Origin of the sequence: Bacillus sp. DX3.1 (assembly GCF_030292155.1) — a bacterium.
In the GTDB taxonomy this organism is placed as follows: domain Bacteria; phylum Bacillota; class Bacilli; order Bacillales; family Bacillaceae_G; genus Bacillus_A.
In genome coordinates this window covers 1,669,422-1,690,168 of record NZ_CP128153.1, presented here as the reverse complement: position 1 = coordinate 1,690,168, position 20,747 = coordinate 1,669,422, and the positions used below count along the sequence as shown (strand labels likewise).

At 35.1% G+C, this 20,747-nt stretch carries 14 protein-coding genes; 2 read left to right on the top strand and 12 right to left on the bottom strand.

The features are described from left to right. Positions 1–95 precede the first annotated feature (95 nt). The 9 genes from QRE67_RS08445 to QRE67_RS08405 all read right to left on the bottom strand — a co-directional run bounded on the left by QRE67_RS08445 (position 96) and on the right by QRE67_RS08405 (position 14,581). The gene (locus QRE67_RS08445) at positions 96–3,326 is read right to left on the bottom strand and encodes an SNF2 helicase associated domain-containing protein (RefSeq protein WP_286124446.1); all 3,231 of its coding nucleotides are present in this window, start codon (positions 3,324–3,326) and stop codon (positions 96–98) included. Between the two features lie 785 nt (positions 3,327–4,111). Then, entirely contained in the window at positions 4,112–5,944 is a 1,833-nt protein-coding gene (locus tag QRE67_RS08440) for an ABC transporter permease (RefSeq protein WP_286124445.1), read from the bottom strand. Beyond that, positions 5,945–6,517 carry a hypothetical protein gene (locus QRE67_RS08435; protein WP_286124444.1) on the bottom strand — a complete coding sequence of 191 codons (573 nt, stop codon included), beginning with the start codon at positions 6,515–6,517 and terminating at the stop codon, positions 5,945–5,947. 5 nt (positions 6,518–6,522) lie between these two features. After that, the gene (locus tag QRE67_RS08430) at positions 6,523–7,338 is read right to left on the bottom strand and encodes an ABC transporter ATP-binding protein (protein ID WP_286124443.1); all 816 of its coding nucleotides are present in this window, start codon (positions 7,336–7,338) and stop codon (positions 6,523–6,525) included. A 225-nt stretch (positions 7,339–7,563) separates the two neighbouring features. Continuing rightward, positions 7,564–8,496: a response regulator gene (locus QRE67_RS08425; protein WP_286124442.1), complete on the bottom strand. Its 933-nt coding sequence runs from the start codon at positions 8,494–8,496 to the stop codon at positions 7,564–7,566. 4 nt (positions 8,497–8,500) lie between these two features. Beyond that, positions 8,501–9,820 (bottom strand): ATP-binding protein, encoded by a 1,320-nt coding sequence (locus QRE67_RS08420; protein WP_286124441.1) that lies wholly within the window; start codon positions 9,818–9,820, stop codon positions 8,501–8,503. An 87-nt stretch (positions 9,821–9,907) separates the two neighbouring features. Next, entirely contained in the window at positions 9,908–11,641 is a 1,734-nt protein-coding gene (gene malS / locus QRE67_RS08415; RefSeq protein ID WP_286125221.1) for an oxaloacetate-decarboxylating malate dehydrogenase, read from the bottom strand. Between the two features lie 205 nt (positions 11,642–11,846). After that, entirely contained in the window at positions 11,847–13,286 is a 1,440-nt protein-coding gene (gene aspA / locus QRE67_RS08410; RefSeq protein WP_286124440.1) for an aspartate ammonia-lyase, read from the bottom strand. 23 nt (positions 13,287–13,309) lie between these two features. Continuing rightward, positions 13,310–14,581 carry a cation:dicarboxylate symporter family transporter gene (locus tag QRE67_RS08405; RefSeq protein ID WP_286124439.1) on the bottom strand — a complete coding sequence of 424 codons (1,272 nt, stop codon included), beginning with the start codon at positions 14,579–14,581 and terminating at the stop codon, positions 13,310–13,312. Positions 14,582–15,092: 511 nt separating this feature from the next. Between QRE67_RS08405 and pyrH the strand changes: the two genes are divergently transcribed. Continuing rightward, a complete protein-coding gene (gene pyrH / locus QRE67_RS08400; protein WP_286124438.1) occupies positions 15,093–15,836 on the top strand; it encodes a UMP kinase in 744 nt (247 codons plus the stop codon). A 787-nt stretch (positions 15,837–16,623) separates the two neighbouring features. Continuing rightward, positions 16,624–16,797 (top strand): hypothetical protein, encoded by a 174-nt coding sequence (locus QRE67_RS08395; RefSeq protein ID WP_286124437.1) that lies wholly within the window; start codon positions 16,624–16,626, stop codon positions 16,795–16,797. A 740-nt stretch (positions 16,798–17,537) separates the two neighbouring features. Here QRE67_RS08395 and QRE67_RS08390 read toward each other — a convergent pair. The 3 genes from QRE67_RS08390 to QRE67_RS08380 all read right to left on the bottom strand — a co-directional run bounded on the left by QRE67_RS08390 (position 17,538) and on the right by QRE67_RS08380 (position 20,525). Continuing rightward, the gene (locus tag QRE67_RS08390; protein WP_286124435.1) at positions 17,538–18,011 is read right to left on the bottom strand and encodes a CarD family transcriptional regulator; all 474 of its coding nucleotides are present in this window, start codon (positions 18,009–18,011) and stop codon (positions 17,538–17,540) included. An 882-nt stretch (positions 18,012–18,893) separates the two neighbouring features. Then, a complete protein-coding gene (locus QRE67_RS08385; protein WP_286124433.1) occupies positions 18,894–19,655 on the bottom strand; it encodes a YrrS family protein in 762 nt (253 codons plus the stop codon). Between the two features lie 435 nt (positions 19,656–20,090). Continuing rightward, positions 20,091–20,525, bottom strand: a complete 435-nt coding sequence (locus tag QRE67_RS08380) for a sodium:proton symporter (RefSeq protein WP_286124431.1) — start codon at positions 20,523–20,525, stop codon at positions 20,091–20,093. Positions 20,526–20,747: the final 222 nt, after the last annotated feature.

The following is a 20,747-nucleotide window of genomic DNA, read 5'->3' as shown; positions in this document are numbered from 1 at the left end:
CTCTTATAGATGTTTCCAGGTCATATTTAAATCACAATATCGCAACCCTTTCTTTTAGGCGTTTCTAACATAAGTAAGTACAGGATACGTTTTCATTAAATCATTAGAATATCTCTAATTTCCTCCTCCGTAATGGAAGACAGTTTCTCCTGGCCTGGCTGAATAATTTCTTCAATCAGATTTTTCTTTTTCTCCTGGAGCTCATGCATTTTTTCTTCAATTGTGCCATGTGCTACTAACTTAATAACTTGCACAGTATTCTTTTGTCCCATCCGATAAGCACGGTCTGCCGCTTGCTGCTCGACAGCAGGATTCCACCATAAATCGTATAATATGACCGTATCAGCACCGGTTAAATTCAGCCCTGTGCCACCAGCTTTTAAAGAAATAAGGAACAAGTCCCCTTCTCCTTCGTTAAATCGGTTGCATAACTCTACACGCTCAAAGGCAGGTGTATTCCCATCTAGGTAGAAATAAGGTACGCTTTGGCGGTTCAACTCACGTCCAATAATTGAAAGCATCTTCGTAAATTGTGAAAATATAAGGATCCTCTTTCCTGTACTCCTGCACTCCTCTACAATTTCCAGTAGCTGTTCAAATTTAGCTGAACTTCCTTTGTAGTCATCGACAAACAAAGCTGGATGACAACACAACTGACGAAGTCGTGTCAAACCAGCTAGAATTCTAATTCGATTTTTACGCAATGTATCTTTGTTTAAATGCTTTAATGTTTCTTGCTTCAGCTTTGCCAAATAAGCCGCATAAAGCTTTTTCTGATCCGGCAGTAACTCTGACGATTGTAAGTGCTCAATTTTCTCTGGCAATTCTTTTAGTACATCTTCTTTCAAACGACGTAGTATAAACGGTTTCACTCGTCTTGCAATGTTTTCACGCCTCAAGTCTCCAAATTCTTTTCTTCCTGGTAACAATTCTGGGAACACTACATGAAAAATAGACCAAAGTTCTTCTAAAGAATTTTCTACTGGCGTTCCAGTGAGTGCAAATCGATACTCTGCTTGAATCGTTTTAACCGCTTTTGCTGTTTGCGTCGTACAGTTTTTAAACGCTTGTGCCTCATCAAGAAATAGCGTATGGAATGGTTGTGCATATAACTTTACATCCCTTCGTAATAAAGGGTACGACGTAATGATTACGTCAAATTTTGTAACATCCTTTAAAATGTTTCGGCGCTCTACTTGATTTCCATCAGCAATAATAGCACGTATATCTGGAGCGAATTTCTTCAATTCACTAAGCCAGTTATAGACTAAAGAAGAAGGAGATACAACTAATGCAGGTAGCTTCTTTTTGCGAATTTCAGGCAAGACGGAAACGATAAAAGCAATGCTTTGCAGTGTTTTTCCGAGACCCATATCATCTGCTAAAATGCCACCAAAACAATAATATGCCAGTGTCTTCATCCACTCAAATCCATATTTTTGATACTCTCGAAGTACCGTATTTAAGCTATCTGGTACAGTAAATTTTAGATTTTTAGGATTTTGAATATTCCCCATCAACTCTTGAACCGATTGATCCAAGCTCAGAACATTTCCTTCCCGAAGTGAATCCATCCATTTCATACTGCGAATTAAGGGTACACTCACTTCCTCACCCTGTAATATTTCTTTTCGGATACCCGATTCCTTTATGAATTGGTTAATCTCATTAAATTCCTTACTTTCCAGCGATAATAATGAACCATTTTCTAATCGATAATATTTATGTTTTTCTTCAAGTGAAGCCAGTACATTTTTGATATCTGATTCAGGAATTCCTTTTATATCAAAGCGGAATGATAGCCAATCAATTCGCTCTTTCCTCTTCACCCTTATGATAGGTGCACTATTCCCTCTATAAATCCGTAACTTTATAGCAGTAGTTGCATAAATCTGGACCAAACTCTTTAACTTCGGAACAACATGATACAAGAAATTATATTCCGCTTCCTCATTATGCATAAAATAACCGCCTTCAGTCTTGGCAAAGGCACTCTCATTCATAATTTTTAAAATTTCTTGTTCTTTTTTCTCATCCCGATTAAGTACAGAAGGTTGTCCATCCTCTTCTAACGGATTGATTACAATATTTCCATATTGAAATTCTAGCCCTGCCAATAAACGATTCTTAACTCGATCTAAAAATAATTTCGCTTTAAGAGGTGTTTGTTCAATCCGCTCTGATACAACCTCATCAATTCGAACGTTTCCAAGTTTCATCAAACCTGGTACTACCTTTTCTACAAAGTGTTCCATTTTCTTATTTGGAATATGAAATTGATTACTTTGTGAATGGTGCATCATTCTCTTTAATTCAACAAGTCGATTACAATCCTCAACATTTAATTGATATAACCGCCCTATAGAAAGAGCATAACCATATGTATCCATTACCTGAACTTGATATAAACCATCAATCTGAAGTATATATCCTCCATTTACACCTTTATTGAACTCAAAATTTATAGGTAACAATTCTTTCGAGACATGTATACCATGAAATGATTTCCCATCATGCTCAATCGTTACAAATGGGGTAGTCGAAAGCAATGAAAGAATATGATTCCATGAAGCAGGTGGAATTAAAATCATACTTTCATCTTGTTCAGAGCTCATTTGCAACGATTCTAAATACATTTTTTCATTACGATAGATTTGAATAAGTTGTTGAATAACCGCATCCGTTTCTTGTTGAAAGCTATAAACATCCGGCGTATAAATAAAATCATTTGAACATACGAAAGACTCTCTTTGTTCTACTCTATTAAGAAACTCTCTAATTTTATATACAGGGTATAACTTCTCAAGCTTCACCTGAATGCCAATCAACGCTCCTCCATTGCTTGAAGCAACTGGAATACAAATAAATTCTACATTAAGAATTTTCCGTGTATCAAATCGATGCTGCTTACTTTTAGGTCGCAGCGGCTTTTCACCGAATAAATCTAACATCCCATTCGCTAATTGAATATCTCTAGACAAACTATTTATGGAATCTTTTTTTGAATTAGAACCATTCGACTCTAGGAATTGTCCAGCTTGTTGAAAATTATTGATATATAATAATACAGCTGCGATATGTTGGCAGTATGAATCAAAAGAAGCTAATGAAGGACAACTACATTTGGCAACAATATCACCATTATCAGCGTTTTCTATTGTGACACGAAAATCTTCATTTCCTTTCACTATCGCTTCACAACTATCTCTGTCAACATTATAATTGTTGACAAACACTTTTTTTGATCGATAATAAGCCTCACCTCTTTTGTACGAAGTTTCTCCACATAACTGTTTAATAATTGATTTATTTAATGTAAAACTCATTATTTAGGCCCTTCCTCACAAATAAAAATTTACCATTTCAGAAGTTATATTTAAAAAACATTAGAATATAGACATTTCTAATGCCCTCATCTACTATATAATATCTACTCTCATACAACATTTTACATGTATACATATCAATATCAAATAACAACTACTTTTTAAAGTTATTTTTCTTTTAGGCGAAGAAAAGTAATATTGAAAAGTCTAAGCGCAAAAAAGATTGCGTCCTCACAACGCAATCCTTTTCTTATATGAGTTCCCTAACTCCTTTAATTGCTTCATACCCAAAATACATCCCAAATCCAACTAAAACAGCTCAATTTTCCAATCTCTATACTCTTCACAAACAACTTTTCAGAATATTAATTCTCTTTTTGAATTAAAAAAACAACCGCGTAAATTCATATTTTGTATTTTTAAATCATTTAAAATGGCATAAAGTAAAACTTCTATCAGTGGGAATTTTCTTCATTCCTACTGATAGTTAGTTAAACCAATCGGGCTATTACGGGCAGTTATCCCCCACCTATCTTCCTCTCTTTCCTCTGAATCTTGAGAGGGGGTATGACTGTTAATGTACTTATAAATAGATAATAAAAAATCAAGATGAACTCAACAGCTTTTCAGCACCCCTATAATTCATTACATTCAACCAAAAACATAATATACATCTCATAAAACTAGCAATATTCGTTACTTTATTAATTCTCTTTTCTAAGCTTTACATAAACCCATTTTAATACCGTCCCAAAGTATTTTTTCTAGCACTTCAAACTCCATTGCTATGCAGACATAGATTCATTGGACAAATTTTTAGCTGACGTACTACGGACCAGCCTCGATGCTAACCAAGAGGCAAAAGCACCTGTGAAGATACATAATACAACGGTGACTACGATTACACCCACATGGATAACTAGTGGCAGTTGAACCAAACCATAATTTGCTAATACAGAATCTAGAATTAAAGGCATTCCATACATTCCTACAGGTACTCCAAGTACAGCACCAATTCCAGCAAGCACAACTATTCCAGATGTTGCTGCCCTTCTAATTTGCTTTGAAGTCATACCGAGCGATTTGTAGATGCCATACGTTCTACTTTCTTTCTTGGTATTAATATTGCAAATGCTATAGACTATCATAAATGTTATCCCTATAAAGAGTAAACCTATAATTGACAACGGTATTAGCATAACAGTAGTAGCTTGTGAGAATGTCTCATCAAGTAACGATTCCTGTGTAGCTGCAAATATTTTATCTCCGTATTTTTTCTTCAATTCTTGCACAAATTGTTCACTCGAGACTCCGTCATTTAGATTAATATAACCGTCGTCCAGTTCATCAAATCCTGGATTCACTTGTCTAATTGCATCTATAGTAATCCTAGCAGAGTTTGACATATTGGCAATGGATTGGTAAATTCCCGAAACAGTAAATTGATATTTATGTCCTTGGATATATATATCCAACTGATCTCCTACGTCTTTTTTATATTTCTTGGCAACATTTACTCCTAAAGAGATTTCATTTGCACCTTTAGGATTCTCTCCTTCCAAGTTACTAAACCCTATTTCATCATAACTTCCTTCAGCTGCCATTAAACTTAATCCCATCGACTCTTCCTTTAAAGAATTGTCTTTTGGCATAACACCAGTTAAACTAGCAATCATGCCTAAATTTTTCACCCTAGGATCAGATAACAGATGTTTCTTGAGATCTTCAGCAGATAGTTTATTTTTGTTTTGTAAACCCACAGCAATATCAGAGGAATCATACCCCCATGATGCTGTCGTTTCTTTGATAGATGCTATACTATATAGAAAAATAGATCCAAATACTAAAAATGAAGTCGTGAGCATCGACATGATAATCATCAAAGAAGAGCCTCGAAGATTTTTAAAAATACCTCTTATGCCCATCCCCCATGTTACAGGTAATTTATCCAAGCCAAATAAGTTTTTCCGCTTGTTCAGTCGCTCTGCCTGTTTAGTCGATTCCTTCTCAGCCATTCCATATCGAATAGCTTGAGCGGGTTGTATTGAACGAGCTTTTAATGAAATGATAAAAGCAGTCATACTTATAACTAAAATAACTAGAATACTAATTAACACAGCTGAATCCAGGAATGAAATGTTCAAACTTGAATTATTTGTTTTTAAGTAAGCTAATGATTTTGTAATGACTAAGTTAGAGAAGAAATAACTTACTACCATTCCTGGAAGAACAGCAAGCACAGCCAGGGATGTATATTGAATCACATATACTGCCACAATTTGTAATGAAGTGAGTCCCAATGATTTAATAATCCCTATTGTCTTATAACTTGTAAATATTGCATCAGAAACAGTGAACACAATCGTATAAAGAGCAATTATTATCATAATTACAGCCAGGAATATTAAAATGATACTGACTATTTTTGCAATTATTAAATAAAAAGCAGACATCGATTCAAAATCTGTCTTTGATTCTTGAAATGGATAGCTTTGCTCTTTCTCAAATTTATCCCAGTAAAAACTATTTTGCGTATAATCATCGTAGCGCAAAGTCATTATATAATTATCTGTTTTTTCTAAACTCTCGAAGCTTACTTCATAATCAAGCGGATTCATTCAAATTCGAGCTTCTACCGAAAAAGGAGCACCATATGGTAAATCAATAACAATTGCTGAGACATCCAGTTCCAGCATTTTATTGTCTATTTTAAATTGCACTTTATCTCCAAGCTTAATCTCGTTGGGATATGCTAATGAAGTGGGAATCCACACTGTCCCTTTAGCAGGAACAGTCTCTTCCTTACCATCAGCGAATATCAATTTATCCACTGAAAATGGGGTTTCTGGAGTGCCCATCATTAGCATTTGAATATTAGGATTTTCCTTTCCCTTATGAGTTACACCAGTCAACTGTTGAAAGCGCATAAGACTCGACGTTTTTACACCTTTTTCGTTATTCCACCACTCATGGATTTTTTGTGGGTCATGTAAGCCCTTATCAAATTGTAATCTTTCGTGTGAGCCTTTCACTTTATCATGGAACTTATCATATACATCACTTATATTATTCATTACAACTACAGCTGTCGTTAAAAGAATTACAGATAGCATGATAATTAAACCTATGAATCCATTTTGCATTTTTTTCTTTTTTATATTTGATAGGGATAGTAGCAAGATTGAACGCATATGCTTTATTCCCCCTTAGAAATAAATGAAAAGATAGCATTCTTGCGAGATTGTATCTCTTCAGGTTTATATTTTCCAAGTTCTAGAGTTCCTCCGATTGTCCCATCCTTAACTAAAATTAGACGTTCCGCCCGACAAGCTGCATATATATCATGAGTGACCATTACAACAGACTGACCATTTCTATTCATCTCTGATAAAATATCTAAAATAGCAACCCCTTGCTCATGGCTTAGCGCTCCTGTAGGTTCATCTGCAAAGATTACATCAGGCGAGTTAATTAATGCTCTTGCAATAGCTGCTCTCTGCTGCTGTCCTCCAGAAACCTGAGAAGGAAGACGGTTTTGTTGCCCTTGAATTCCCATTGATTCTATAAGAGATAAGGCCTTTTTCTTAATTTCATTTTTGTTATGTTTTGCAATATATCCTGGCAATACAACATTTTCAAATATAGTAAGATCTGGAATTAAATTAACCGCCTGATAAACATATCCGATTTGTGCTGCCCTAAATTGTGCCAGTTCATGTTCCGAATAGGAATCAATACGTTTCCCTTTAAAATAAACTTCTCCTTCGGTCACACTATCTAGCCCACTTAATAGATAAAGAAGAGTTGATTTCCCTGAGCCTGAACTTCCCATAATCACCGTAAAATCACCTTCATACATCTCTACATTAATATTTTTAGCTGCATGGAATTGTTCTTCGCCATTACCGTATGTTTTAGAAAGATTAACAGCTTTTAAAATAGCCTTTTTAGTTGCCTTTTTCGGAACATTTACATTGAAAGTTCCACTTGCACATTTGCCTGAACTTAACATGATAATTCCCTCCTAGAAACTTCATTTAAAAAACAGATATTTATTAATTTTCAATATATTGTTTTTTTTACAAATTTCACATTCTCATAAATTTAGTTGTCTTTTATACAAAACTGTATTCACTTTGAAACTTTTAAAAAAATCATTTACTAATTTATATTCAAAGTTCCTACTGTAAAAATATAAAAAGATGTTTGCTTTTTTCAGCAAACATCTTTTCTATGTTTATTCTATCTCCGTCAACCGCTTCGCCTCAAAATACAATACTTGAATAAACTTCTTCGTGTTAATTCTCGTATGTCCAGATGCCGTTCGTTCTTCTTTCGTCATTTCCGTCATGCGTTTTCGAACAACTGTAAAATCAAAAAATTTCGGAGCATAGCTTTCAAATTTTGGATTTGAAAAATCCGTTAATCCTAAAGAAGCTAAATGGTTTAATGACTGGTAAATTGCGCGGCGCACCCGCTGTTCCGAAGCTTTTCTCTCTTTATCAATCTCTGCTTCAGAAACCTCTTCTCCTAATTTTTTAACAGTAATATATTGAAAAATATCTTTTAAAGCTGGAAATCCATATTCGAAAGTTTTTGCCTTTTCCTGCTTTGATAAATATTCCAACATACTAAGTAAATCTTTACTTCCATTCTCTCCAGCAATTCCAAGCTCCGATAATAAAAACCGTCCAGAATCAGTAATTTTTTTCTCTTCTAGTAGTGGTTCACTTCGCACTTTAGGCTGCTCCCATTGAAATACGTTATTCAATGACTTTTGAATATCTTGAATCGAGCGTTCCAAGCGAATACGCTCCATCACTTTGCGTACAACAGATACAACTTCAATTTTATTAAGAGGTTTTGTAATATAATATTCAACACCGAGGGAATATGCTTCACCAATCAGTTGCTTTGATTCCACTTGAGAGATCATAATTATTTTCCCTGTAAACGATGGTGCAATTTGACGAACCGTTTCAATTCCATCTCGAATTGGCATTAATAAGTCAATAAATAAAATATCTACTTTTTTAAAATTTAATTGACCGACTTCTACTAAGGCCCCATCTTCCGCTTCTCCTACTACTTCTCCAAGATCTTCATCTTCAATAATTTGCGATAACATCGAACGAAATACTTCGTCATCATCTATGATGTAATAAAACATCCGATCACCCTTCCCTAGCTAAACTAGACTCCGGCAGCCGCACAATAAATCTGCAGCCTCTTTCATTGTCTCCGCTCTGTAGTATAACTTCTCCTCCAAGTTCCGTCACCATCTCTTTTATATAGGAGAGTCCAATCCCCGTTGATGGTGTTCCTGTTTGATCATATTTCGAAGTAAAACCAGGCTTAAATACTAGCTCCTTATACTTCAATGGAATACCGGGACCATCATCTATTACTTCAAATGTCACGAACTCTTCTTTTCTTTTGGCAGTTATCGTAATTGTACCAACCTTGTCAATTGCTTCAACCGCATTCGCAACTAGGTTATTTAAAATCGACAAAACATTGTATACATGATACTCGGAATGCTCTCCTTCTATCTGTTTGCAGAATTTGATTTCTTTTTCCAATAACTGTGCATACTTCTCATTAATCCTTACGATCATTTCTGCTAGTTCATGTCCCTCTATGTATTCTGAAAGGTTTTTATCTAAAAGAAGCTTTGATAATCCCGCAAAAATCCTTTGATTATCTTTTTTAATTTCGTGTACTTCTCCTGCAATTTTTAGTACTTTTTTACTATATTCCACTATATCCCTTTCACCGTTTTCCATGTTTGTCTTTTGTAAGTTTCGATATAATTGATATGCTTCCTGTGTAATCATTTCCGCATTTTGCAGTGTCTTCTTCAAATGAATAGATTCCACATATAAATTAGAAAGATGCATAAACATTTTTTCATTTTCCTTCCGAACCTGTGCCTCTTTTAATTTCGTTTCATACAAACTCATCATATTCAGAAAACCGAGAGCAAAAAAACTTCGAAAAATAGCAATAATAATAATCTTATTTATTTCTGAAACTGTAATCGCCGTACCAAGCACAACGAAGTGATAAAAAGCAAGTTCTGACATACTCGAGACAATTTCAAGTGTAATCCCAAAGCACCCTATTAGTAACGGTTTTTGATGGAATCTATTTACTTTACATAGGGAAAAAAGGCTCCCATAAATGAAATAGTAAAAGAAGACAGGATAACGCATATAAAAAGAATCTGATAAATGAAAGGAACCTTGCATCATCCAATCAAGACCAACGCGAAATATCACAACAGATATACCGACAAGTATACCTGCTAAAGCAGCTGGTATTTTCCGTAGAAATAATAGCAAAAAGAAAAAAATCGGTGTTCCAAAGCTAACGCGAAATGTATCATTAAATGGATGGAAATTTAGTTCCCCAGCTATAGGAACTATCAAAACTAAAATGATTAAAAGGGAAATATCTTTCTTCCACAATTGATTCCAGTTCAAAGATGCCACTTCCTATTTTTTAGTATTCCTAGCTTTACTGTTATTCTTGAAACATCATAAGGAAAGCCCGTTTATATCATAAACGGGCTCCATTTTTTATATTGTTACCTTTTCAACTGCTTTTATAGGACGATATTCAGGTTTCCACATGGCAGCTTGGACAGCCTTCCTGATATCGTTATCAGTTAACTCCTCACGAGCAACACCTTCAGCAACTGCAACTTTTGCTACCGCAATCGCAACTATCTCTGAAATGTTACGTAATTCTTCTACTTCCGGAAGAATTGGTGCACCAGGCTGACTTGTATCTACCATGTTTGCTACTACTTCTGCAGCTGCTGCAAACATACCATCTGTCATCACACGAGCACGAACTACAATCGTACCAAGGCCAAGACCTGGGAAAATAAGCGCATTGTTTGATTGTCCAATGATATAGGTAACACCATTATATGTAACTGGTTCAAACGGGCTTCCAGTCGCAACGAGTGCTCGTCCTTCTGTCCAAGATATTACATCTACTGGCTTTGCTTCCGCAAGCGGCGTTGGATTGGACATTGGTAAAATAATTGGTCTTTCTACATGCGAAGCCATTTCTTTAATAATCTCTTCTGTAAATGCGCCAGCAACTGTTGACGTCCCAATTAAAATCGTAGGATGCACTTGCTTCACAACTTGAGCAAGACCAATTGTTTCACTTTGTTTCCATTGTTTCACTTCTGATTCTTCACGTACATAAGGACGCTGGAAGTCAAGAAGTTCTTCCATATTATCAGTAAGTAAACCATTACGATCAATACACCAGAAACGATTATTTGCTTCTTCCTCCGATAAACCTGAACGAACCATTGCATCTCGCACTTGATCTGCAATTCCAATTCCAGCGGTACCAGCTCCAAAAACAACAACGCGGTGTTCACAAAGCGGAACTCCAGAAGCTTTCACAGCCGATAATACTGCTGCAAGTGAAACAGCACCTGTTCCTTGTATATCATCGTTAAATGTACATACATTGTCACGATATTTATCTAAAATTTTGCGTGCATTACGTGAGCTGAAATCTTCCCAGTGCAGTAACGCATTCGGAAACTTGTTACATACAGCTTTTACAAACGTGTCAATAAACGTATCATATGCGTCTCCTGTTATACGAGGGTGGCGATTTCCGATGTAAAATGGATTATTTAACAAATCTTCACGGTTCGTCCCAACATCTAAAATAACAGGAAGCACACGGCTCGGATCGATACCAACTGCCGCTGTATAAACAGCAAGCTTTCCAATCGCAATATTAATACCACCTACGCCCCAGTCACCAATTCCTAAAATACCTTCACCGTCAGTCACAACGACTAAATCGATATTTTCTGCTGTTGCACCGATGTTAGAAAATGCTTCTTCAATGCCAGACGGATCGTTAATTGATAAATATATCCCACGTGGTTTACGATACTCATGACTATATCTTTGAATTGCCACACCGACAGTTGGTGTGTACACAATTGGAAGCATCTCTCGTAAATGATTTGTAAGTAAACGATAAAATAATACTTCATTACGATCATGCAATGCTGTTAAGTATACATTCTTTAATAAATCATCTGGCTGTGAACAAAATTGTTCATACGCACGGCGCGCTTGCTCATCTAACGTTAATACCGCTGGTGGTAATAACCCTTTTAATCCTAATTCTTCTCTTTCTTCTGTTGTAAAAGCGACTCCTTTATTTAAAAGTGGCGTTGCTAATACTTCTACTCCTCGTAATGTCGTTTCTAACGTGCCATTAGAGGAAACTATAAATTTACTCATACCATCCCTACCTTTATCTATTTACCCCGCACGAACGGACAGCAATCTCTCCAACTCAAAGTTCTGCAGGAAGCAAAGAACTTTAGTGGGAGATAAACTAACCGTAAGAGCACGATTGGTGAGAACGAATTCTCAGCGCGGGATGAAGATAACCCCCACTGAAAAAAGTTTCACTTTACACCATTTCTATATTGTAAACAAAAAAAAGGGGAAAGTCCCCCCTCTTTTAATTTTTCTTTAAAAGAGCTGCTCCTGCAATCCCTGGATGTGTCATTTCATATGGATCTAAAATTAAATCTAATTCTTCTTGTGATAATACGCCGTTTTTCAAGCAAAGCTCTCGAACAGATTGTCCAGTCGCAATCGCTTCTTTTGCAACGCGAGCTGCAGCTTCATATCCAATATGCGGATTTACAGCTGTAATAATACCAACACTTTTATCAACATATTCTTTCAAATGTTCTGCATTCGCTTCAATTCCTTTTAGACAGTTATCTGTAAAGGCACGGAAACCGTTATTCATAATGCTAATAGATTGCAGTAAGTTGAAGACAAGCACTGGTTCCATTACATTTAGCTCTAATTGACCCGCTTCTGAAGCAAGGCAAATTGTATGATCGTTCCCGATAACTTGGAAAGCAATTTGGTTAATCATTTCTGGCATAACAGGGTTTACTTTCCCTGGCATAATAGATGAACCTGGTTGACGAGCTGGAAGCATAATTTCTGCTAATCCAACGCGTGGACCAGATGCCATTAAGCGTAAGTCATTCGCAATTTTGGACATGTTCATCATACATACTTTCAGTGCAGCGGATACTTCAGTATAAGCATCTGTATTTTGCGTTGCATCTACTAAATCATCTGCACCAACAAGAGGAAGCTCACTAATAGAAGCCAAATGTTTTACTACAGCCTCAATATACGCTGGATCAGCATTTAATCCTGTACCAACAGCTGTCGCTCCCATATTTACTTCATATAAATGTTGACGAGATTGTTGAATTCGTTTTATATCACGTTCAAGTACACGCGCATATGCTTTAAACTCTTGTCCAAGACGAATTGGTACAGCATCTTGTAAATGCGTACGTCCCATTTTAATGACATGATCAAATTGTTCTGCTTTTAATTCAAACACATCATGCATATATCCCATTGTTTGTAGCAAATCTTCTAACAGATTTAGCGTTGCAATATGAATTGCTGTTGGGAATGCATCATTTGTTGACTGTGCCATATTTACATGGCTATTTGGACTAATATAGTGATAGTCTCCCTTTTCCAGTTCTAATAATTCAAGAGCACGATTGGCAATGACTTCATTTGCGTTCATATTTATAGAAGTTCCTGCTCCACCTTGAATTGGATCAACAATGAAATGATCATGCCATTTTCCTTCTAGAATTTCTTGTGCTGCGTCTGCAATTGCATTACCTTTTTTAAATTCCAATCTTCCTACTTCAGTATTAGCAAGCGCCGCTGCTTTTTTTACAATTGCTAATGCGTTAATTAATCCTTCATGAATTTTGTAGCCTGTAATTGGAAAGTTTTCTACAGCGCGCATCGTTTGCACACCATAATACGCATGCATCGGTATTTCTTTTTCACCTAAAAAATCTTTTTCAATTCGTACATTTTTTGTAGTTTCAGTAATTGTTGCCATGTTTCCCCACTCCTTATCTATTTTTATGCTACTTCTGCTTGTTTCACATTTTCTACATAACGTTGTGCTTTCTCATGATCAAACTCGCCTTCCCATTTTGACATGACAATGGCTGCTAATGCGTTTCCTAACACATTGACAGACGAGCGAATCATATCTAAAATGCGGTCGATACCAGCAATTAAAGCAATACCTTCTAACGGTAGTCCCATTGATCCTAATGTTGCTAATACAACAACAAATGAAGCTCCAGGAACACCAGCCATCCCTTTAGACGTTAACATCAGAACGAATAGCAACGTAATTTGCTCCGTTAGTGACATTGGTACTCCGTACATTTGTGCTACAAATAATGCTGCTAATGCTTGATAAATGGCCGATCCGGTTAGATTAAACGTATAACCCGTTGGAATAACGAAAGATGCAATTGCCTTCGGGCAGCCGAACTCCTCCATTTTTCTCATTATATTTGGTAAGACAGCCTCTGAACTTGCTGTCGTGAATGAAAGAATAAGCTCTTCTTTTAAAATTTTCATTAAGGTGAAGATGTTTACTCCCACCATTCTTGCATTGATACCTAATACGATAATAACAAATAGTATAACTGTTACATATACTGCTAGCACTAATTTTCCTAATGGAAGAAGCGTTGCCACACCAAACTTTGCAACCGTGACAGCGATAAGTGCAAATACACCAAACGGAGCAAATTTCATAACTTGGTTTGTGACCCAAAACATCGCTTCGAGCACACCTTCAAAGAAATTAAAAACTGGTTTACCTTTTTCACCAATTGCTGCAACTCCTAAACCAAATAACACCGAGAAGAAAATAATCGGTAATAAATCACCTTTTGCCATTGATTCAATTGCGTTTGTCGGTACAATATGAACAATTGTTTCTGCAAAACCTTTTTTCTGTGTTGAATCCGCCGTTTCTTTGTATGATGAAATGTCACTTTGTTGTAAGTTACTCATATCAACGCCCGTTCCTGGCTGGAACACGTTTGCTGCAATTAATCCCATCAAAATTGCAATCGTTGTAATAATTTCAAAATAGAGAATCGTCTTTCCGCCCAACTTTCCGAGCTTCTTCATATCCCCTACACCAGCTACCGCAACAATCAGCGCTGAAATAACAATCGGTACAACAATCATTTTTATTAAATGAATAAATATATCCCCAATTGGTGTAATATAAGAAATTGCTGTTTTATTACCATAGAAGATTGCCCCTACTACAATCCCCAACACAAGCGCTACAAAAATTTGTGTCGCTAATCCGAATTTTTTCATCTATTTTCATCCCCTTCATGCGAACGCTTTCATTTTTTATTTATAAAAGCATATCTACATGTTACAGGCTAACCTACAGAATCAGACAAAAACCTACAAGTACGTCACAAAACATTCAAATATTTTTCTTAAAACGTTCATTGACAGCCTTCGTAGGTAAACAATCAAAAAATAATATTGATGAATCACCAAATTATTTTGTATAATCTAAAAAGTATGTTTATTTAAAATAAATGAGATGAAAAGGAGTGGATCATATGAAACGATATACGAATGATTTCATTACATCTCTTTCTTTTCCATTTCATTTTCTTGTAAAGGAGCAAAGGCATTCGCCTCTGCTTCTTTTTTATTACTATTTTATCCCGTACTGACGGGAGGTCCCCCACAGTTCAAAGTTTTGCAAGAAGCAAAGAAGCTAGGTGAGGAATAAACTGACCATAAGGCTAATTCCCAGTGAAGGATGAACACTTCTCTGAGAAAAGTTTCACTTTATAAGGAGGGAACGATAATGAAGCCATACAAACGTGTTTTAATAAAACTAAGCGGCGGTGCTCTCGCTGATCAAGATGGAAACAGTTTTGGTTCCAAACGTTTAGAGCATATTGCAAATGAAATTTTGTCGATTGTAGATTTAGATATTGAAGTTTCTCTTGTAGTAGGCGGAGGTAACATTTTCAGAGGGAACTTGGCTGAGACATGGGGCATTAATCGTGTAGAAGCAGATAACATAGGTACATTAGGCACAATTATAAATAGCTTAATGTTACGAGGTGTACTATCAAGCAAGACAGATAAAGAAGTACGCGTTATGACCTCCATTCCCTTTACAGCTGTTGCAGAGCCCTATATTCGTTTACGAGCAGTTCATCATTTAGATAAAGGATATATAGTCATTTTTGGTGGTGGAAATGGGCAACCGTTCGTTACGACGGATTATCCAAGTGTACAGCGGGCAATAGAAGTGAACAGCGATGCGATTCTAGTCGCAAAACAAGGGGTAGACGGTGTCTTCACAAGTGATCCAAAACGTAATAAATCCGCAAAAATGTATAGTCACTTAACGTATAACGACGTCGTTCAAAACAATATAAAAGTAATGGATCAATCAGCTTTATTGCTTGCTCGTGACTATCATTTACCAGCACATGTCTTTAATTTTGATGAGCCGGGAGTTATGAAAAAGATTTGCTTAGGTGAGCATATCGGCACCTTAATTAATCACGAGTTAACAAAACTTGAAGAAGAAAACTAACCTTTTCGTTTTACAAATATTAAAAAACCGACATAAAACCCTTCTTTTTAGGTGGGAGAGAGCATCCGGCCATGCATAGAAACGGACAGATCCTTTTCCTGCTCCATGCCAAGTGAAAACAAAGAGAGAAAACGATTGCACGTCACCTCTTGTTATCCATAGCCGCGGCTATATGTCGAAAAATCAAAATGGATTTATATAATATAGATTCTAAAAATATATCAATCATCATGAGTATAAAAAATAAAGTGAAACTTTGATCAGCGGGGTGTTACTACCCGTGAATAGCGGGATAAATTTACAATAGCATAAAAAAAGACGGCTTTAACCGTCTTTTTTTATTTTCATTATTATCATAATAGATTTTTGAACTACAAAGAAAGCTGCTCCTATAATTCTGGTGCAAAAACTTCAAAATATCTGCAAGTAATCTCCAGAACTTGAACATACTGATACTAGCACTATAAAAACAGCTTATATCCTAAATATACAAATCTCAAGAAATATTTAGTTTTTTTAGTTGATTATGTTAATTCTTATTTTATTGGTATATGACAGCGATTCGCAGAATAACCCACGACATCTAATGATTCTTCTATTTATACCATTTTTAAACAAAAAAGAAAAAACTAGATCCACACTAGTTTTTTACATAAGTATGATTATCGATAGTAAGTAAACAAATGAATGGATACTGTATCCGTCCTATAACATTCCCTAATGTATGAATAACAAAATGACATTTTCTTATACTAAGGTCGAAGAACGATTTAAGGAGGCGTAACGAATGAATGAGCAAAATCGAAATCAATCTGCTATTGACCAAGGGCGTAACAAAACAAAACGTGGGATTGAAGTAGCAGGCGATGCAGTACAAAATGCAATTGATGTTGTTGAAGATGCTGGAAAAGCAGCGGTTGACCGTATTTCCGATGCAGTTAAAGATGTTACAGCAAGATGATTTATTTGAGTCTCTGTTTTAATAGTTGATCAAAGAAAACAAGGAACAAGACCGTTTCTTGGCGGTCTTGTTCTAATTCCGTTACAATTCGTCCGATTCAACATGGGATATTACTTAATTAACATAACACCACTTTTAGGTAGTTAATCTTTTATATTAATGTTAGCTAGCTGTTGCTTTAAATCCCAATGCTTTGGCCTCCTTTTTAGATCAAACCATATAGCTCCTTCTTATTGCTTAATTTACTATCGTTATGTTAATGAATTTAAAAATGGTTTCCAGATCTAGAAACCATTTTTTTGTAGCTAACCATATAATGTTACCAATTCGCTTATCTCTTTTACGCAAAGAAGATAAACAATTACTATTCACTGTCTCAGTGGATGTAAGAAATTCTTAAAGATAGAGGTGAGATTGATTGTTTGTTCTTCTAGAAATAATGACTTAGATATATATACCTAAAACAATGGAAGCCCTACCTCTCTTCCATCCTTACGGCTCCTTGTCCGTGCCAGTGTGAATCAGGATTGCAAAAAATCAAGTTACTATTTTTATCAAGTTATTTGGTGAAGTTTTGAACATTCATAAAAGAAATTAGAAATGGATTAGATTGTAGAAATAGCAAAAGAGGTTATTATTGTAACTGTGAGTTGAAGAAGTTAAATTTCATTAAAATGATTTTTTTAATGATAATGTGTTAAATTGAAAATTCAGGTCATTCTAAAAACGTAATATATTATCTATAATGAACTTTGACAGAAGCTTTTCATCTGATTTTCCGTGATCCCTTCAATTAATTCCAGTTCACTCATCAAAAATCCATGCGCATTATCCAACATTGTTTTTTCGCTTCCATGAAGTGCTTTTTCTTTCTTCATACGCATTAAATCACGTACAACTTCAGCACCTTCTTGTATTTTACCTGTTTTTATTTTTTCTGTATTCAATTTATACCTTTGCTTCCACAAAAGTGATCTATCTGATTCTCCATGCTGAAAAATGTGTATTATGTGTTTTAATGCAACCCTATCAGTAACCGGGCGTATACTTGAACTCAATATTTTACCCGTAGGAATCATTACTTGCATATTACTGATTGACATTTTTATAACATAATACTGCTGTTTTTCTCCTAATATTTCCTTTTCTTCTATAGCTTTAATTATACCTGCTCCGTGCATTGGATAAACAATGTTATCGCCAATTTGAAACAAATAATCCACCCCCATATATGGTAACATTCTTAAGTTTAACATACATGTGTTTTTTTAGCAAAATTTTATAATATCACAATTTTATTTTTCATGTCAACACCTTTTTTTCTTAAAAAATCAGGTCGAGCAAAAACAACAAAAAAACGATAGAAATAGTGTCCCATTACCAGTAAAACAAAGATTGTTACTTTCCTCTTTTCATATCAAAAACAGCCATTATATTTTTATTCATGTGTACTCGATACAGGGTCAGTTGACATAAGACATCATTATCAGTAGTCAACGATGCATAAAATTTTCGTTATGGGGATAATTAAAAGTATTAGCTTGATGGACATGGGGTAGCACGCGCATTTTAACGAAAATATACGCTAAGCTGTAAAGTGACAATAGAGTTATTTAATTTTGAAACCTCACACACGCATAACCCCCTTCTGATTTTAGGCCGGGGTTAAAATACAATTGTTTAATTTTTGATGTGAAATACTTTTCTGCACTTAAAAATATAACAATAAAGCCGTTTAAATCTAAGCATTACCCTACAATCGTGCCTGATTGTGGAAGAACTTCTAGAATAAAGCTTGATCAAACTGATACCATACGTTTTTCAAATATCGCAAGTTTCTAACGAAATAACGATAAAATCAATACCCTTCAGTCTCATACTTTCTTTTAATAGTCTAAAACATTTTTTAATGAAACAGCTGTCAAAATACCAAAAAGAGTCCTGGATAATTAGGACTCTTTTTTTAGCTTTTATAAAAGTAAAATTTTAGATAAATGATTATTTCAAATGTGATACGGATACAGATTTTTCTTAGCTGTAAAATGATGACTTAGCCTTAGCTCCATCACAATGAGAGGAAGTAATATTTCGATCATTTATTTTACTACTTGAACAGATGCTGGTTTCCAGCCTTGATTCTCTACCCAATCAATATTTACCTTATATTTTTTATTACTTTGCTTGTCTCGTACATTACCGTAGGCTTTATTATTACCGTTATTCCCAATAAATTCAAAAATCAATTGGCTCTCTGGAACATCAACAGCATAGGAAATCGCTTTTTTCATCTCATTCCAATCTACTGTTCCTTCCTTAAATTGCATTTCGGGTTTTGCCCCTTGCTCTGTACCAATTGGCTTCCAAGAAGAATTTGCTTGAGTACCTTCTTCTTGAGGTATCGTTTTTTCTCCCTCATTATTTTCATTTTCGTTCGTTTTTACTGATTCTTCTACTTCTTGGTTCTCTTCTTCTTTCATCTTCTTCTCTTCTAACCGTGCTACTTCTTTATCTTCGCTCTTCTTCTCTTCTAGCTTGGCTGCTTCTTTATCTTCGTTCTTCTTCTCTTCTAGCTTGGCTGCTTCTTTATCTTCGTTCTTCTTCTCTTCTAGCTTGGCTGCTTCTTTATCTTCGTTCTTCTTCTCCTCTAGTTTTGCTGCTTCTTTATCTTCACTTTTCTTCTCATTTAGCTGTGATACTTTTTTTTCTTGAGCAATTTCTTTCCCTTTTGTATCAGAAGTGAAAAGTAGCTGATATGTCACTATACTAACTGTCACTATTACAATGCTAAATGCAATATTAAAAATGCCCTTTTGACGACGATTTTGTTGTTTTTCTTGAAATCTACTTTCTTGTTCCATTCTTCAAACCTCCATGTTTATTTTCGCATCTAATCTTTATACATTTTCCCTATGAATCTCAATATTTTCATTAAATAAAAGAGATGAACTATATAAATTCAAATTAAAAAACCGACATAAACCCCTTCTTTTTAGGTGGGAGAGAGCATCCGGCCATGCATAGAAGCGGTCAGATCCTTTTCCTGCCCAGACATAGTGAAAACAAAGAGAGAAAACGAGTGCAGGTCACCTTTTGTTATCCATAGCCGCGGCTTATATGTCGAAAAATCAAAATGGATTTATATACACTTCACATATGGGATTCCATATAAAAACAATACAATTTGTATTGTTTCAAATATCTAACATATGTTATTCAAAAATATCTTAATAAATTAGAATTTTATAGACTTCTGTACTTAAGAAATCTTCGACTTCAGTCAAAGGTGATTCAACTTACATCCATACTAGATCTTCTGCGGAAAGCTTTTTAACAATCAATCCTCTTTTTCCCTTATTTATAACTTTTAAATTAAACCGCCCTCTATAGTATACTGAAGATGTGGTGTTTTCTGATGGGATATGCCGTAAAATCAAAAGGGATTTAACCTCTTCTACCTTCTTTTCAGAATAACTTTCACCATTAGGGAATTCTATTATTCCTAATCTAATCTTTATTTCGCTTGTATCCAACAGCCAATCCTTATTAAGTTCTCTTATCTTTTGTATAAAGTGCCCTTGGGCTTTTCCTATATAGAGCAATGTTTCTTTTCCAGCGCATACTCTAAAGAGTGCAAATATTCCTTTCTTAAAAGCTTCTTCTCTATTATAAAAATCATTAAAACTATACGATCCATACCATTTAATATGTACTGTTTCGATTAATTCCACCTCATTTTTCAGTAACTATATTATTTCGAAATATTTTATTTATTCAAAATTCATAGCCCTGTTTACTCGCATTAGAAGTTGCACTTTACTATAATACATTTTAATATTAAGAACTTCAATAATGAATATTTGCATATCTTCAAGCATGTAAAGATTTATAGCCTGCTGTTACTTTAGAAAAATGTTTAATCAAATTAATACTAATAACCTTGATAAATGAAC